The sequence below is a fragment of the Streptomyces sp. SAI-127 genome, assembly GCF_029894425.1.
In the GTDB taxonomy this organism is placed as follows: Bacteria; Actinomycetota; Actinomycetes; order Streptomycetales; family Streptomycetaceae; genus Streptomyces.
In genome coordinates this window covers 4,301,871-4,317,752 of record NZ_JARXYJ010000001.1, presented here as the reverse complement: position 1 = coordinate 4,317,752, position 15,882 = coordinate 4,301,871, and the positions used below count along the sequence as shown (strand labels likewise).

Genomic DNA, 15,882 nt, shown 5'->3' with positions numbered 1-15,882 from the left:
GCATGGGAGCAGTATGCCGGGCCCTTCGGGAGCGTCCAACCCGGTTCGCATCCTGAGACGGAGCTCGGCCCCGGTCCGGGCCCCCGGCTCCCGGTAGACTCGGCCCCACACACACCTCGCTCACCGCCGGAAGGCAACCCGTGTCATCAGCGAACCCCGCCGCCGCCCCCGACACCGTCCTGGTCGTCGACTTCGGTGCGCAGTACGCCCAGCTCATCGCCCGTCGTGTCCGCGAGGCCCGGGTCTACAGCGAGATCGTGCCGAGCACCATGCCGGTCGCGGAGATGCTCGCCAAGAACCCGGCGGCGATCATCCTCTCCGGCGGTCCCTCGTCGGTGTACGCGCAGGGCGCCCCGCGCCTGGACCGCGAGCTGTTCGAGGCCGGCGTCCCGGTCTTCGGCATGTGCTACGGCTTCCAGCTGATGGCCACCACCCTCGGCGGCACCGTCGACAACACCGGCGCGCGCGAGTACGGCCGTACGCCGCTGCACGTCTCGAAGTCCGGCTCGACCCTCTTCGAGGGCACCCCGGACGAGCAGTCGGTGTGGATGTCCCACGGCGACGCCTGCTCCGCCGCCCCCGAGGGCTTCACCGTGACCGCGTCCACGGACGTCGTCCCGGTCGCCGCCTTCGAGAACGACGAGAAGAAGCTCTACGGCGTCCAGTACCACCCCGAGGTCATGCACTCCACGCACGGCCAGCAGGTCCTCGAGCACTTCCTGTACCGGGGCGCGGGCCTCAAGCCGGACTGGACCACCGGCAACGTCATCGAGGAGCAGGTCGCCGCGATCCGCGAGCAGGTCGGCGACAAGCGCGCGATCTGCGGTCTGTCCGGCGGTGTGGACTCCGCGGTGGCCGCGGCCCTGGTCGCGCGCGCCATCGGCGACCAGCTGACCTGTGTGTACGTCGACCACGGTCTGATGCGCAAGGGCGAGACCGAGCAGGTCGAGAAGGACTTCGTGGCCGCGACCGGCGTGAAGCTGGTCGTCGTCGACGCGGAGGAGCGCTTCCTGACCGCGCTCAAGGGGGTCTCCGACCCCGAGGAGAAGCGGAAGATCATCGGCCGGGAGTTCATCCGGGTCTTCGAGCAGGCCCAGGCCGAGATCATCGCGGACGCGGGTCCCGAGGTCGCCTTCCTGGTCCAGGGCACGCTCTACCCGGACGTGGTCGAGTCCGGTGGCGGCACCGGCACCGCCAACATCAAGTCCCACCACAACGTGGGCGGCCTCCCCGAGGACCTCGAGTTCCAGCTCGTCGAGCCGCTGCGCAAGCTGTTCAAGGACGAGGTGCGGATGGTCGGCCAGGAGCTCGGGCTCCCGGACGAGATCGTCCAGCGCCAGCCGTTCCCGGGTCCCGGCCTCGGCATCCGGATCGTCGGCGAGGTCACCAAGGAGCGCCTGGACCTGCTGCGCGACGCCGACGCCATCGCCCGCGAGGAGCTGACCGCGGCCGGCCTCGACCGCGACATCTGGCAGTGCCCGGTGGTCCTGCTCGCCGACGTCCGCTCCGTCGGCGTCCAGGGCGACGGCCGGACCTACGGCCACCCGATCGTCCTTCGCCCGGTGTCGAGCGAGGACGCCATGACCGCCGACTGGTCGAGGCTGCCGTACGACGTCCTCGCGAAGATCTCGACGCGGATCACCAACGAGGTGGCCGACGTCAACCGTGTGGTGCTCGACGTGACGTCGAAGCCGCCGGGGACGATCGAGTGGGAGTAAGCCCTAGGTGCGCTTGATCGTGCGCAAGGGCTGACCGGGCTTCCAGACCTGGAGGACCAGGTACTTCTCGTCCTCGACGTAGGTCCGCACGACCTCCGTCAGCTCGGTGCGGAAGAGGTGGAACGGCTCCGGCGGTTTCACCTCTTCGCCGTATGCGGCCTTGGTCCCGGGGTCGGTGACCTCTCTCGCGTGACCGCTGATCCGGACATCACCGCCGCCCATGCTCTGGCCCTTGCCGGGGTTCGCCTGGAGACAGAAGCGGGGGTCGCGGTGCAGGTCCCGCGCCTTCAGCGAGTCCGGCATCATGCCGAGCCAGAGTTCGCCGTGCAGGAAGCGGACCTCCAGCCCGGTGGTGCGGGGGGAGCCGTCCTTGCGGAGGGTGGCGAGGACATGGTGGGTGAACGCACCGAAGCGTTCTTCGACGGTCTCGGCCAGATCGGGTTCCGCGGAAGTGAAAGCAGCCCAGTTCATACCGGTCAGTGTTCCGTCGATACCCGACATCTGCTGTCAGGTATCAGCTGTGTGCGCCATCTTTACAAACCACCCCTGTTCTCTTGCGCTGACCGACGGTAACTTCCGCCCCGTAAAGCAACCCAGTGCTGGAGGAGCACATGCACGAGACGCCCCTCGGGCCCACTCCGCCGATGCCGCTGCCCACCGAGAAGCTGCAGTTCGCGATGCCGCCGATGCACGACTCCCTCGAGGAGGAACGCCGGCACCGCAAAGAGCGGCTCGCCGGCGCGCTGCGGATCTTCGGCCGGCTCGGCTTCGAGGACGGCGTCTCCGGGCACATCACCGCACGCGACCCGGAGTTCACCGACTGCTTCTGGGTCAACCCCTTCGGCATGCCGTTCAAGCACGTCACCGTGAGCGACCTCGTGCTCGCCAACTCCGACGGGCAGGTGCTCGACGGCCGCTACCACGTCAACCAGGCGGCCTTCACCGTGCACTCCCAGGTGCACGCCGCCCGCCCCGACGTCGTCGCCGTCGCCCACTGCCACTCCGTGCACGGGCGGGCGCTGTCCACGCTCGGTGAGCTCCTGGACCCCCTCACCCAGGAGAGCTGCGCCTTCTACGAGGACCACGCGCTGTACGAGGCCTACACCGGGGTCGCCGTCGACGCCGACGAGGGCCGCCGGATCGCCGCCGCGCTCGGGTCCCGGAAGGCGCTGGTGCTGCGCAACCACGGGCTGCTGACCGTCGGGGACTCGGTGGACGCGGCGGCCTGGTGGTTCCTGTCGATGGAACGGTCCAGCCAGGTGCAGCTGCTGGCCCGGGCGGCGGGACGGCCGGTGCTCATCGACCACCGGGCGGCGGTGGCGACCCGGGAGCAACTGGGCGGAGATCTGGTGGCGTGGATCAACTATCAGCCGACGTGGCAGGACATCAGTCGCAGCGAGCCGGACCTGCTGAGCTAGAAGCCTCGCAGCACGGCGGCCTTCGTCATCGCGAACTCCTCGTCCGTGAGCACCCCGTCCCGGTGCAGCTCACCCAACTCCCGCAGTCTGCGCAGGAGTACGTCGTGATGGTCGGCCTGCGGGGGAACGGCGGCCGCGGCGAGCCGGGGACGGTGGGCGCCTTCGTCGTCGTACGCGAGGTCGCCGCGGGTGGACGGGTGCGGCAGCCGGGCCGTGACCGCCGTCGCGACGAGGGCGGTGAGCAGATCGCGGCGGGTGCTGCCCCACAGGTCGAGGGCGTAGGGGTCCTTCTCCGGCGGCAGTTTCGAGAAGGACGTCTCGCGGGTCACGAACCGCATGAAACCGTCCTCGTAACCGGAGTTGGGCAGCCACTCGACCTGGACGAGGTCCCCGACGTCGATGATCCGCGGGCCGGTCGCGCGCTTGACGCGGTCGGAGGTGTCGGCCCAGTCGATGCGGACCTGGGTGCCGTCGAAGGAGACCGTGCCGTCGGAGGACCGCACCGAGACCGGGACCGGTGGGCCGGGCAGCAGATACGTCTTCGTCGGCTCCTTGGGGATCTGGTCGAGGAGGAGGGCGCGGCGGATCTCCTCGGCCACGTACTCGGCGACCCCGGCGCGGTCGACGTCCACGATCAGCCGATAGGGATCCGCCGGGTCCGGCAGGCGTCCGCCGGTCGCGTGCAGCAGCGGATCCGCGCCCTCGCGCAGCCGCATCCGCAACCGGCCGCGCTTGCGTTCCGGTTCGAACGCCACGCCCGAAATGGCCTCCAGGGGCACGGCGACCTCGCCGTACGTCTGCCGGAACAGCGGCACGGAGCGGTGGAGTCCCGGCGTGATTCTGACCGTTGTGCCGTCGAAGGCCCAGGTCCCGTCACGCTGGATGATCTCGGCCATACGGAAATTCTCGCAGCAGGGTCAACACGGCGGGCCCCGCTTCACCCGCGCTGACCAGACCTGCCGGACGGGGACGGTGTGCCGTAGGGCACAATTCGCTGTCGCCGGGGAGTTGTCCGGGGTTCTTCGTGAGGGTTTGTGGATCGTGCGGTCGGTCCGGCCGCGAGGTCATGTGGGGTCAGAGGGTCACGAGGGTCGTGGGAAGGCAGGCGTCGGGCGTGGCGGTGCAGGAAGCGAGACAGGGCGCGGACGGGGGCGAGCCCCGGGGTGCGCACGAAGGCGGCTGCACCTGCGGGGACTGTCCGCACGGGGCACGGGCCGGGCATCGGCGCGCGGTGGCCGAATTCCTCCTGATGAGGGACGGGTTCGCGGCCGGGCAGGGGCTGCCCGCGGCCGTGGCGCACTCCGCGTCGGCCTCCCGGCAGTGGGTCTCGGAGGAACTGACGCAGTCCGCGGAGGCCGTGGCCGAGCGGGGGCGGGCGGAGGGTGCCGCCTGGCTCGCGCGGCTGTGGCGGCGGACCGCGTATGCGGTGTGGGCCTCCGTCGTGGTGCTGCTCCTCGTCCAGGCGCTGACGGCCATCGGGGCGGGGTGGACCGCGGCGCGCACGGCCGGGCTGGTCGCGGCGCTCGTGGTGGCGGGGTCGCTGACCGCGGCGTCCTGGTTCCACCGGGCGCGGGGCGGGGTGCTCGCGCCGGTCATCGGTGAGGACAACCGGCTGTCCACCTCGCGGGCCGTCGCGGTGGCGTGGACGCTGTTCGTCGCCTACGCGGTGCTGCTGCTGGTGGGCCGGCTGGCCGCGGCCTCCGACGGTCGTGAGCGGGACGCGCTGCTCTCCGGGCTCGAACTGGCCCGCGGCGCGGGCGTCGTGACCGTGCTGGCCGTGGTCTGCGGGATCGCCGTGCTGGTGCGGCGGGTGGTCGGGCTGCGGGTGCTCGGGCAGCGGTTGCAGAAGGTGCGGGCGGATCGTCCCCGCGCCGCCGACCTGCTGACGGACGACTCCGGGCGGGGGACCTTCGCCGACATCCAGTACGTCGTGATCGGCGCGGTCGCTCTGCTGTTCGCGGGTGTACGGCTGGCCCGGCGGCCGGATCAGTTGCCGGATCTGCCGTGGGGGCTGGCGGTGGTGGTGCTGGTGTCCGCGGCCACCTATGTGGCGGGGAAGTACGCGGAGGGCGGGCGGCCGGTGATCCTGTCCGTGGTGCGCTCGCGTGAGGCCGGAGATCTGGACGGGCCGATCCGTACCGGCGACGACATCGAGATCCGCGGCGCCGGGTTCGTGCCGCCGGGGGCGCAGCGGGCGGATCGGCTGTCCCGGATGGTGGTACGGATCGGGCCGGTGAACGTGCATGTGCCGCTGGTGCCGGTGGCCGGGGGCTTCAGCAACCCCACGGACGAGGTGCTCACCGTGCCGGTGCCGGCGGATGTGGAGCCGGGGCGGGTGGAGGTGCAGGTGGTGACGGCCGCGGGGGCGGAGACGAACCGGTACGCGATCGATGTGACGGACTGAGCGGCGAGGGTTCGCGTCGTCCGAGGTGAGAACTGCGCGCACAAACTCGACATCGCATTGAGCACCGGGGCCCCTTCGTGCGTATCGTCTGGTGAGGGGTCTCGGCATGCTGGTGAGAGGCGGCTCGGAGCGATGACTCACAGTTTTCGTACGGACACGCACGCCCCCTACTACGGCGAAGAACGGTCCTGGCGGGACAGCATCAGCCAGTACGCCCTGGTGCCACTGCGCATTTTCCTCGGTGTCACCTTCATCTACGCGGGCCTGGACAAGCTGACCGACAGTGCCTTCATGAAGAGCTCCGGCTCGGGCTCCGTCGGCGACATGATGCGCAGCGTCCGGGACTCCTCGGCCATCCCCGCACTGGTCGACCTGTCCCTGAAGAACCCCGTCGGCTTCGGCTATGCCATCGCCTTCGGCGAGCTCGCCGTCGGTATCGGCACCCTGCTCGGCATCCTCGCCCGCCTGGCCGCTCTGGGCGGCGCGCTGATCTCGCTCAGCCTGTGGCTGACCGTGAGCTGGGCCTCCGACCCCTACTACTACGGCAACGACCTCGCCTACCTGATGGCCTGGCTGCCCCTCGTCCTCGCGGGCGCCTCCGTGTTCTCCGTGGACGCCGCCTTGCGCGCCCGACGACGGCAGCGGGCGGGAAGTTACCGGTAGCTCCGGTCGGCGGAGCCACCGGTGGCGGGGAGGGTCGGTGGCCCGGTGCGGGTCGTCTCCGTACCGGGGAGGCGTCCTGACCAGCCGTCCTGCTCGTGATCAGTGGGGTACGGGCGGCTGGGGCGTCTGGTCGACCTCCGGTGGCGTGCTCGTACGGCGGCTGTCGCGTCGGTTGCGGACGGCGCGGGTCAGCAGGCCCACCACGCCTGCCAGGCACAGGCCGCCCACGACCATGGGGATCACCGCGAACCACGGAGTGTCCCAGGCGTCGCCCGCGTCACCGGCGTAGGTGATGCCCGCGATGGTCAGGAAGAACCCGGCGACCAGCTTTCCCGGCCGGAACTCATGACGCAGCACGGCTCACCTCCGCCTGGCCGATGCCGACCCGCAGATCGAGGTCGAGGGTGGCGCTGTTCTTGGCGCCCGAGACCGGTGTCAGGGTGACCTCCTTGCGCTTGCCCGGTGCCACGTCCACGTCCTCCTGGTCGTCGCCCGGCAATTGAATGTCGCCCACGCCCACGTCGATGACCGCCTGCACGGTCACGTCGGCCGGCACGATCACCACCAGCCGGCCCACTCCTACGTCGGCCTGGGTCGTCACTGTCCGGCCCTTCGTGAAATCGAGGTGGGACAGGTCCAGGGTGCCCACGCCGGTGCCGAGTTCGTACTCCGGGCGGATGTCCTGCACGGCTGCCGGTGTCCAGTTCGTGCGGACCCAGTGGGTGGTGATGTCCTTCGGGAGAGCGGCCGCGGTGGCCAGCAGGCCGGCCGTGACGATTCCCAGGAAGATCGAGCCCGCTCCTGTGCGGCCCAGGAACGAACTGATCGCTATGCCCAGGCCCAGGACGATCAGCGCGCAGGACAGACCGGTCTGCAGGCTGGTGCCCAGGGCGTGGTTCTCCCAGGTCGCTCCGGTGCCGAGGCCGCCCGCCAGCAGGGCGAGGAGGAAGACCCAGCCGCCGATCCAGCGGGGACCGCGCGGCTTCGGCCCGCGGGTGTGGGCCGCGCGGACGTCCTCGCGTCGGCTCCAGGAGGCGCCCAGGCCGATGTTGACGGCCGCCGCGATGTCGCGGTCCCGGGAGTCCCCCGGCCCCCACAGATAGCCCGTGCCGCCGACGTGTGTGCCGTCCTTGACGATGGGGTCGCGCCACCAGGACGGGTAGCCGGCGGGCACCGGCGGGGCCTGGGCCTCCGGCGGAGCGTCGGCGACGGCCTGTGCGGAGAGCGGGTCGGGGTCGGGGGTGCCGCGGTTGCGCGACCAGTACCCGGCGCCCGCGAGCAGCAGGGAGAGGACCACGGCGAAGGTCAGCACGCCGGTGTTGCTCAGCATGGTGAGGAACACCCCGCAGCCGACCAGGGCGAACAGCACGCCGGTCAGGGCCTGGCCGTCCACCCGGCCGGTGAGCAGCTTGCGCACCTCGTTCTCGTCCTCGTCGTCATAGGGGACGAGGAGCCAGGCGAAGCCGTAGAAGATGAGGCCGATGCCGCCGGTCGCCGACAGCACGGCGAGCGTGATCCGGAAGATCACCGGATCCATGTCGCACTGCCGCCCGAGCCCGGCACACACCCCGGCGAGCAACTTGTGCCGTCGGTCCCGCCGGAAGCGGAGGGGGGCGGAGGGCGCGTCCTCGGCGGGGGCCGTGTCCTGGGCGGTGGTGGGCGGGGCGGGGGCGTCTGCCGGTGTCCGGCCCCCGAGGGTCTCGGTGTGCCTGCCCGCCGGTGTGCCTCCTTCTTCTTCCTTCCGCATGCCCGCGCCGGGGCCGGTGCCCGGGTCCGGACCTCCGCCGGATCCGGCGCCCGCGGCGTGCTGGTGATCTGTCATGTGTCCATGGTGACGGTCGCGGGGGCGTGGCGGGAGTCGGAACGACCCTGGCCGGACCCTGATATCGGCCCCGAGAAGGGGGGAGGGAAGCGTTCGGGCGGCACGCCGATCGAAGATCAGGGGAGTCTCGGGGGCCAACCCTGATGCCCCCGCACCCCGGCCGTGTGACCATCGATGGCATGCCGGAAGCCGCCACAGCGCCACTCGTCGAACCGCGGCCGCCGCGCAAGCTCTACCGCAGCAGTGACGGACGCTGGCTGGGTGGTGTGGCGCGGGGGCTCGCCGGGCATCTCGGGCTGCCCGTGATCTGGGTGCGGCTCGTCTTCGTGGGCCTGTTCATGGCGGACGGGCTGGGTGCGCTGCTGTATGCCGCGTTCTGGTTCTTCGTGCCGCTCGGCGTGGGCGGCGTCGGCGGCCAGCGGCCCCCGTCCCTGGTGTCCACCGAGACCTCGCCGGACGGCCGCCGCAGACTCGTCGCCCGCCGCCCCGACAAGGGCCAGATCGTGGCCCTGCTCCTCATGGTCGTGGTGGCCATGGTCTTCGTCGGCAACGTCAACGTGGGCAATGGCGCCAAGGCCTACCTCTGGCCGGTCGTCCTCGTCGGCGCGGGGGTGGCCCTCGTCTGGCGCCAGGCGGACAACGCCCGCCGGGCCCGCTGGATGGAGGTCGGCCGCCGCCGCCGCACCCTGACGCTGCTGCGTGCCGCGGGCGGTGTCCTCCTCGTCACCGCCGGTGTCTCCGGGGTCTTCGTCCTGCAGGGCTCCGCCGCCCACCTCGGCTCCGTCCTGCAGGCGGCCCTCGCCGTCCTCGTCGGGATAACACTCCTCGCGGGGCCGTATCTCGTCCGCATGACCCAGGACCTCTCCGAGGAGCGCCTGATGCGCATCCGCGCCCAGGAGCGCGCGGAGGTCGCGGCCCACGTGCACGACTCGGTGCTGCACACCCTGACCCTGATCCAGCGCAACGCGGAGAACGCGAACGAGGTGCGCCGCCTCGCCCGCGCCCAGGAGCGCGACCTGCGCACCTGGCTGTACAAACCCGAGGGCACCGGCAAGGACGAGGCCGACGAACCCACCGACCTCGCCGACGCCGTGCGGCGCAATGCCGCCGAGGTCGAGGACAAGCACGGCGTCCCCATCGAGGTCGTGGTCGTCGGTGACTGCCCGCTCGACGAGAGAACCGGCGCGCAGATGCAGGCCGCGCGCGAGGCGATGGTCAACGCCGCCAAGTACGGTGGCGAGGGCGGCGCCGTACAGGTCTACGCCGAAGTCGAGGGCCGGACGGTCTTCGTGTCCGTCCGGGACCGGGGCCCCGGCTTCGACCTCGACTCGATACCCGCCGACCGGATGGGTGTCAGAGAATCGATCATCGGCCGCATGGAGCGCCATGGCGGCACGGCCCGGCTGCGTGCGGTGCCGGGCGGCGGCACGGAGGTCGAGCTGGAGATGGAGAGGGCGGAGAAGACGTCATGAGCGACCCCACCGGGGCGAACACGGACCCCGCAGAGCCGACGCCGGCCGGCGTCGCGGGCGAGCGGCACGTGCGCGTGGTCCTCGTCGACGACCACCGCATGTTCCGAACGGGCGTCCAGGCCGAGATCGGCCGGACCGAGGAGACCGGCGTCGAGGTGGTCGGCGAGGCCGCGGACGTCGACCAGGCAGTCACCGTCATCACCGCGACCCGCCCCGAGGTCGTCCTCCTGGACGTCCACCTCCCGGGCGGCGGCGGGGTCGAAGTGCTGCGTCGCTGCGCCCCGTTGATGGCCGACGCCGAACAGCCCGTCCGCTTCCTCGCCCTGTCCGTCTCGGACGCGGCCGAGGACGTGATCGGAGTGATCCGGGGCGGTGCGCGCGGCTATGTGACGAAGACGATCACCGGCACGGACCTCGTCGACTCCGTCTTCCGCGTCCAGGAGGGCGACGCCGTCTTCTCGCCGCGCCTGGCCGGGTTCGTCCTGGACGCCTTCGCCTCCACCGACGCCCCGCCGGTCGACGAGGACATGGACCGCCTCACCCAGCGCGAGCGGGAGGTCCTGAGGCTCATCGCGCGCGGTTACGCCTACAAGGAGATCGCCAAGCAGCTGTTCATCTCGGTGAAGACGGTCGAGTCCCATGTCTCGGCGGTGCTGCGCAAGCTGCAGTTGTCCAACCGTCACGAGCTGACCCGGTGGGCGACGGCACGGCGGCTGGTCTGACGTCTGCCCCACGCTCACACCGCGCGCGTGGCGCCCGCGAACGGCATCTCGTCGATCGGTGCCACCCGCACCGGCGCCGACGGGTTCGGGGCGTGGATCATCCGGCCGTCGCCGATGTAGAGACCGACGTGAGTGATGCCCGAGTAGAAGAACACCAGGTCGCCCGGGAGGAGTTCGGAGCGGGAGACGCGCTGTCCCGCATCGATCTGGGCGTAGGTCGTGCGGGGCAGGGAGATGCCCGCGGAGCGGTAGGCGGCCTGGATGAGGCCCGAGCAGTCGAAGGCGTCCGGGCCGGTGGCGCCCCACACATAGGGGCTGCCCAGTTTGGAGTAGGCGTAGGAAACGGCCGCCGCGGCACGGGAGTTGGGGGCTGCATCGGTGGCCGCGCCGGGGGCCGCCAGTTCCTCGCGCCCGCCCGCCGTGGCCCGGGAGGCGCGATCCCCGCCTGATGGCAACCCCGCCTGTTCCTCGGCCGTCAGCTGGGACATCAGCCTGCGGGCCGCGCCCAGTTTGCCGGTGATCGTCTTCTTGTGGCGCTTCAGCTCCGCCTGACGCGACTGCAGCGAGGCCAGCTCGATGTGCGCGGCCCCGCGCAACCGCTCGATCTCCCGCAGCTGCCGGCGTACGTTCGCGACGGAGGCGGCCTGGCGGGCACCTGCCCGTTCGACGAACTCGGCGCTGTCCAGGTACCGGTCGGGGTCGTCGGTGAACGCGAGCTGCATCGCGGGGTCGAGGCCGCCGCCGCGGTACTGCGCCGCGGCGATGGTGCCCAGCGCCTCCCGCTCCTCGTTGAGCTGCTCCGTCCGGCGGGCCGCCTCGTCCCGCAGGGTGCCCAGCCGGGTCTCGGCCGCCTCCGCCTTCTCCTTCGCGCCGTTGTACTTCTCGGTGGCGGCCTCGGCCTCCTGGTACAGCTGGTCCACCTTCGCCTTGACCTGCGTCGGTGTGAGCTGCGGCTCGGCGTGTCCGGTCCCGTCGAAGCCCGTCGCCGTCGCCGCCCCCGCGAGGGCGATCGTCGCCGCCGTACGGACCGTATGGCCGCCGGTTGAGCGCCTGCGGGACTTGCGGTGCTCTGCCACGTGGACTTGCACGTCCTTTCCTCGACCGCCCGCCCGCCCCGGGCTTCAGGGACGTACGAACGCCAGGGGGAGCGGCCGTACGACCGCCCGGGGCGGTGTGCGCGTCCGGCGACGGCCTGCACAGGGGGAGCGGGCCGCCGCCGGACCTTCTCGGCGGTGGTGGCCGACTGCCGCCCCTGGCCCGGGCGGCGGTGGGGAGCCGGTCACCTGGTGGAGGACGCTAAACCTGACCGTGACGGGGAGGTAACGCGTTGTGCGGAACTGCCGCCAGGGGACCGCGGGGTGACCGAAGGTGACCGTGATCGCGGGCCGGCTCCGTCGACTTCGCGCGGTGCGCTGACCGAAGTCGGGATTCCGGGACACGTGGCGGGTGCCGAGTGCTATGGGCCGCATATATGCAAGGTCTCTCGAGGGGCCGGTGCGGGTGCTCCTCGGGGCCCGGCATAGGCTCCGGCCTCATGGACGTACTCATCCATCTCTTCGTCGGCCTGCACATCATCGGCATCGCCGCGCTGCTCGGCGGCTTCCTCACGCAGATGAAGGCGATGGGCCGGGGCACCGCCCGGTTCGTCCCCGCGATGCTGCACGGTGCCGCGACGATGCTGGTCACCGGGGTGATCCTGGTCGGCCTCAACCAGGCCGACGACCAGCACGTCAACAACATCAAGATCGGCGTGAAGCTCGCCCTGCTGATCGTGATCCTCGGCCTCGTCTATGTGAAGCGGGACGACGAGAAAGTGGACAAAAGCCTGTTCGGCCTGGTCGGCGCGCTGACCACGGCCAACATCTTCATCGCGGTGCTGTGGACCTGACGGCGGCACGGGCGGCGTCGACCGCCCCCGCGGCGACGGCCGACCAGGCCGCCACCGAGATCCACAGCAGCACCTCACCCGGAGTCCCGAGCCACGGGACATCCACGTCGGCGGCGACCGACAGGGTCGCCACCGCGGTCATGCCCATGGGGAACACGGTGGCCCAGCGGCGCGCGTCGTAGCGCGGGCGCGGGCGTACGAACTCGGCCACCAGCAGTACGGCGTACCAGGCCAGGCCGAGCACCAGCAGCGCCACGGTCACCGCACGCAGGACGCCGCGGTCGTCGTCGTTCCACAGGTACAGGCGCGCGCTGTCGGCGGCGATCAGCTGCGCGCCGGCGAGCGCCGAGAGGGCGAGCGCGCCGCCCGCGATCCACTGGTCGCCCGGCCCCTCCAGCACCTGGCGCGGGTCGAAGCGGAAGAGCGCGACGCCGTAGAGGACCAGGCCGAGCCAGAACAGTACGAGCGCCGAGTGCGCAAGCCATGCCGCCGACTCGGCAGCGGCGAGCGTGGCGCCGAGGACCGCGAGGCCCTGGGTGGCCACACAGCCGAGGAACACCCCGCCGGGCATCCGCCGCTTCCAGTTCCCGACGACGAGCACGATCAGCACCGGCCACAGCAGCGCGGACAGTGCCAGCAGTGCCTCGGCGAGGGTCTGCCGGCCGAGCGCGGAGAAACGGGTGCCGAGCACGGTGGTCGCCGCCACGGCCGTCAGGGCGCCCGGTGTCCCGGCGTCCGCGAACCATCGCGCGCGCTCCCGCAGCAGTCGTAGGGCGAAATCGGCGGCCAGCCCCAGCCAGGCCGCGCAACCGAGCACCAGGGCGATCCGGGACAGCGTCTCGTAGCCGGTCAGATGCAGCCCGACCGACACGATGCCGGTCGCCATCACGGCGGCCCCGGCCGCGGGCGGGCGCTGCGTCCACCGGACGCGCAGGGGAGAGTGCGGAGAGGTGCCGGACATGTGCCGATGCTAGGAAGCTCAGCGTGCCGTGCCGGCGGGACGCGCACGCGCGCGGGCGGAAAGAGCCGAAATACGCCCGCGCGCTTGTCGTGACCGGCGTGCCTCAGGCCGGGCGCACCACGCTGTGGATCGCCGACTCGCCGTCGTAGTAGATCGACTCCTCGCGGACGTACGCGCCCGGCTTGGGGGCGTGGATCATCATGCCGTTGCCGATGTAGAGGCCGACGTGGCTGATGTCGTCGTAGAAGAAGACCAGGTCACCGGGCTGAGCGTCGGCGAGGGAGACCGTGGTGCCGGCGTTGACCTGGTCGTAGGTGACGCGGGGGAGGTCGACGCCGGCGGCCTTCCAGGCGGCCTGGGTGAGGCCTGAGCAGTCGTAGGAGTCGGGCCCGGTGGCGCCCCAGACGTACGGCTTGCCGATCTGCGCGCGGGCGAAGGCGAGGGCCTTGGCGGCCTTGGTGGCATACGAGGAGTCGGTCGGCGTCGACGTGCTCTCCTGCGGGGCGGTGGCCTCCTGCGCGGCCTCCGCCGCCGCTGCCTGCTGCTGCGCCAGCTCCGCCGCCTTGCGGGCCGCCTCCTCCTGCTTCTGCTTCTCGATCGCCGCGAGGCGCGCCTTCTCCTGGGCCGTCAGCTCCGACAGGATCTCGCGCGCGTCGGAGAGCTTCTTCTGGACGGTCGCCTTGGCCGTCTTCAGGTCGCTCTGCGTCTCGGTGAGCGTCTGAAGGCTCTGGGAGGCCTCCTGACGCTTCTTCATCGTCGCGGACTGCTCGGAGACGTAGTCGTCGACCGCGCCCTTCTGGCGGTCCGTCAGACGCGCCATCAACTGCGTCTCGTCGAAGTAGTCCTGCGGAGTGTCGGCGAGCAGGAAGGTCGCCGTGCCGGAGGCCCCGGCGCCGGTGCGGTACTGGGCGGCGGCGAAGGAACCGAGCTCCTCCCGCGCCTGGTTGAGCTTCTGGGTGCGCTGGGCGACGTCGTCGAGGAGCGTGTCGACCTGCTTGCGCTGCTTGGCCGTCTTCTCCTTGGCCGCGTTGTAGTTGTCGGTCGCCGACTCGGCCTGGCGGTAGAGGTCGTCGACCTTCTTCTCCACCTCTTCGAGACTCGGCCTGTCATCGGCCGGCGCGGCGTTCGCCGACTGGGACAGCAGGGCCACGGAGGTGAGGGCGGCCGTCGCGAGGGCCGGGGTCCGTATGCCTGCTACGCGCGTACCCACAGGACGCGACTTGCGGTGCGACGCCAAGGGAGGCGACTCCTTCCGTGCTCCGCCTGCCGAGTTAGCTGTCGGGTTCGGGCGGCATGCTTCGGAAGGTTTGCCCTACGGCGCTCCCTGCGCGGGAGTCGGCCGATTCACCCCAGGTATCGGTGGGTCCCCGGCTCCGGGCGCGCGGCGGCGCTGCGGACTCGGCGGAGGCCGTGCGGCCCGGCGACGTTCGCCGGTGGGGGTCGTACGGCCTGCCCGAACGGTAGCCAACGGGTGTGGCCCCTGTGAAGGTTGATGTTCGATATGCCCGATACATTTTCGTGACCTTGGCCTCGTGCATAGCTCCACGTGGTCAATCCGGAGTGATCTGCAACGACTTGTGCGTATTTTCGCCGGAGTGACGGCGTCCGCCCGCTTCGTGGGTCTAACTTCCAGCCAACCGCGGTGGGGTGCCGCGGCCGGTGGGAGGGGTACGGCCATGAGGATGCGCACAGGACTCGTCGTCGCCACGTCGGTCGCGCTCGCCGCCGCCGCGGGAATCGCGCCCGCGACAGCGACAGCGGGGCACGGCGGAGGCAAGCCGGTGATCCGCGTGATCGCCAAGGGCCTCGACAACCCGCGCCAGCTCTCCTACGACGACGGGCATCTGTACGTCGCCGAGGCGGGCCGGGGCGGCAGGAAGTGCGTCGGCGAGGGCCCCGAGGGGCCGACCTGCGTCGGACTCAGCTCCGCCGTCACCAAGATCTACTGGGACGGGGGCGCGTGGAAGCACCGCCGGGTGGTGCAGGGGCTTCCCTCGGGCGCCGCCCCCGACGGCGGCTTCGCGACCGGCGTGGACGGCGTCTCCGCGCTCCACGGCGAGGTCTGGGGCGTCGAGACCTACGCCCCGCCGGAGGCCGGGGTGCCGACGAAGCCGCCGTGGAACGCGCTCGGCAAGCTGCTGCGCGTCGGCCACGGCACGGCGCGGATCGCCGCGGACATCACCGCCGTGGAACTGAAGTACAACCCGCACAAGGCGTCGGTGGAGTCCAATCCGTACGCCGTCCTCGCCCTCCCCGACGGCCGCCGGATCGTCGCGGACGCGGCCGGGAACGACCTGGTCGTCGTCTCGCCGCACGGCAAGGCGCGGCCCTTCACGGTCTTCCCGGACCACGACGGGAACCAGTCCGTCCCGACGTCCCTGGCGCTCGGCCCCGACGGCAAGCTCTACGTCGGCGAACTGAACGGCGAGGCGGCGAAGCCCACCGCGCGCGTGTGGCGCGTCGACCCCTGGACCGGCAAGATCCTCGGCTGGAAGTCCGGCTTCGGCTCGATCACGGGCCTCGCCTTCAGCGACGACGGCGGGATGTACGTCAGCCAGCTCTTCGCCGGCGTCGTGACCAAGGTCTCGCACGGCAAGCGCACGAACGTGAAGGTGCCGTTCCCGGCGGGCGTCGCCGTCGACTCGTACGACGGCAAGGTCTACGTCTCGGCCTGGTCGATCGCGGACCGTGACGGGACGGTTCTGGAGGGCAGGAAGACGCCGGGCGGCCAGGTCTGGAAGATCATCGGCTTCTGATCCGAGTGGATGTTCTCGGGGCGGCGGCGGTGTGTCAGTGGGGCACCCTAGACTCGGA

The 15,882-nt window shown here is 71.4% G+C and carries 15 protein-coding genes and 1 riboswitch; of the genes, 8 read left to right on the top strand and 7 right to left on the bottom strand.

Annotated elements, in window-relative coordinates:
* The first annotated feature begins 140 nt into the window (after positions 1-140).
* A complete protein-coding gene (gene guaA, locus M2157_RS19550; RefSeq protein WP_266521258.1) occupies positions 141-1,718 on the top strand; it encodes a glutamine-hydrolyzing GMP synthase in 1,578 nt (525 codons plus the stop codon).
* Positions 1,719-1,721: 3 nt separating this feature from the next.
* On the opposite strand, the gene M2157_RS19545 is transcribed toward guaA, so the two are convergent.
* Positions 1,722-2,189, bottom strand: a complete 468-nt coding sequence (locus M2157_RS19545) for a pyridoxamine 5'-phosphate oxidase family protein (RefSeq protein WP_280865836.1) — start codon at positions 2,187-2,189, stop codon at positions 1,722-1,724.
* 140 nt (positions 2,190-2,329) lie between these two features.
* Between M2157_RS19545 and M2157_RS19540 the strand changes: the two genes are divergently transcribed.
* The gene (locus tag M2157_RS19540) at positions 2,330-3,136 is read left to right on the top strand and encodes a class II aldolase/adducin family protein (RefSeq protein WP_280863044.1); all 807 of its coding nucleotides are present in this window, start codon (positions 2,330-2,332) and stop codon (positions 3,134-3,136) included.
* On the opposite strand, the gene M2157_RS19535 is transcribed toward M2157_RS19540, so the two are convergent.
* A complete protein-coding gene (locus M2157_RS19535; RefSeq protein ID WP_280863043.1) occupies positions 3,133-4,032 on the bottom strand; it encodes a DUF4429 domain-containing protein in 900 nt (299 codons plus the stop codon). The two genes, M2157_RS19540 and M2157_RS19535, sit on opposite strands and share 4 nt — an antisense overlap.
* Before the next feature lie 218 nt (positions 4,033-4,250).
* On the opposite strand from M2157_RS19535, the gene M2157_RS19530 reads away from it, so the two are divergent.
* Together M2157_RS19530 and M2157_RS19525 are read left to right on the top strand one after the other, a co-directional pair.
* A complete protein-coding gene (locus M2157_RS19530; protein WP_280865835.1) occupies positions 4,251-5,540 on the top strand; it encodes a hypothetical protein in 1,290 nt (429 codons plus the stop codon).
* Between the two features lie 132 nt (positions 5,541-5,672).
* A complete protein-coding gene (locus M2157_RS19525; RefSeq protein ID WP_280863041.1) occupies positions 5,673-6,203 on the top strand; it encodes a DoxX family protein in 531 nt (176 codons plus the stop codon).
* Between the two features lie 99 nt (positions 6,204-6,302).
* On the opposite strand, the gene M2157_RS19520 is transcribed toward M2157_RS19525, so the two are convergent.
* Together M2157_RS19520 and M2157_RS19515 are read right to left on the bottom strand one after the other, a co-directional pair.
* A complete protein-coding gene (locus M2157_RS19520) occupies positions 6,303-6,560 on the bottom strand; it encodes a hypothetical protein (RefSeq protein WP_280865834.1) in 258 nt (85 codons plus the stop codon).
* A complete protein-coding gene (locus M2157_RS19515) occupies positions 6,547-8,025 on the bottom strand; it encodes a PspC domain-containing protein (protein ID WP_280863039.1) in 1,479 nt (492 codons plus the stop codon). The genes M2157_RS19520 and M2157_RS19515 overlap by 14 nt, the downstream gene beginning before the upstream one ends.
* Before the next feature lie 179 nt (positions 8,026-8,204).
* Between M2157_RS19515 and M2157_RS19510 the strand changes: the two genes are divergently transcribed.
* Both M2157_RS19510 and M2157_RS19505 read left to right on the top strand, forming a co-directional pair.
* Positions 8,205-9,497: an ATP-binding protein gene (locus tag M2157_RS19510; RefSeq protein WP_280863038.1), complete on the top strand. Its 1,293-nt coding sequence runs from the start codon at positions 8,205-8,207 to the stop codon at positions 9,495-9,497.
* On the top strand, positions 9,494-10,219 hold the full coding sequence (locus M2157_RS19505; RefSeq protein WP_266560579.1) for a response regulator transcription factor: 726 nt from the start codon (positions 9,494-9,496) through the stop codon (positions 10,217-10,219). Before M2157_RS19510 ends, M2157_RS19505 begins: the two co-directional genes overlap by 4 nt.
* A gap of 14 nt (positions 10,220-10,233) precedes the next feature.
* On the opposite strand, the gene M2157_RS19500 is transcribed toward M2157_RS19505, so the two are convergent.
* On the bottom strand, positions 10,234-11,295 hold the full coding sequence (locus M2157_RS19500) for a C40 family peptidase (RefSeq protein ID WP_280865833.1): 1,062 nt from the start codon (positions 11,293-11,295) through the stop codon (positions 10,234-10,236).
* A 458-nt stretch (positions 11,296-11,753) separates the two neighbouring features.
* Here M2157_RS19500 and M2157_RS19495 point away from each other — a divergent pair, with 458 nt between their 5' ends.
* Positions 11,754-12,107: a hypothetical protein gene (locus tag M2157_RS19495; RefSeq protein WP_266521274.1), complete on the top strand. Its 354-nt coding sequence runs from the start codon at positions 11,754-11,756 to the stop codon at positions 12,105-12,107.
* Here the strand turns inward: M2157_RS19495 and M2157_RS19490 are convergent.
* Positions 12,085-13,068 (bottom strand): tellurite resistance/C4-dicarboxylate transporter family protein, encoded by a 984-nt coding sequence (locus M2157_RS19490; RefSeq protein WP_280865832.1) that lies wholly within the window; start codon positions 13,066-13,068, stop codon positions 12,085-12,087. The two genes, M2157_RS19495 and M2157_RS19490, sit on opposite strands and share 23 nt — an antisense overlap.
* A gap of 103 nt (positions 13,069-13,171) precedes the next feature.
* The gene (locus M2157_RS19485) at positions 13,172-14,305 is read right to left on the bottom strand and encodes a C40 family peptidase (protein ID WP_280865831.1); all 1,134 of its coding nucleotides are present in this window, start codon (positions 14,303-14,305) and stop codon (positions 13,172-13,174) included.
* Positions 14,306-14,313: 8 nt separating this feature from the next.
* A riboswitch (cyclic di-AMP (ydaO/yuaA leader) is annotated at positions 14,314-14,482 on the bottom strand.
* 262 nt (positions 14,483-14,744) lie between these two features.
* On the opposite strand from M2157_RS19485, the gene M2157_RS19480 reads away from it, so the two are divergent.
* Positions 14,745-15,824 (top strand): ScyD/ScyE family protein, encoded by a 1,080-nt coding sequence (locus tag M2157_RS19480; protein WP_280865830.1) that lies wholly within the window; start codon positions 14,745-14,747, stop codon positions 15,822-15,824.
* The last annotated feature ends 58 nt before the right edge of the window (positions 15,825-15,882 follow it).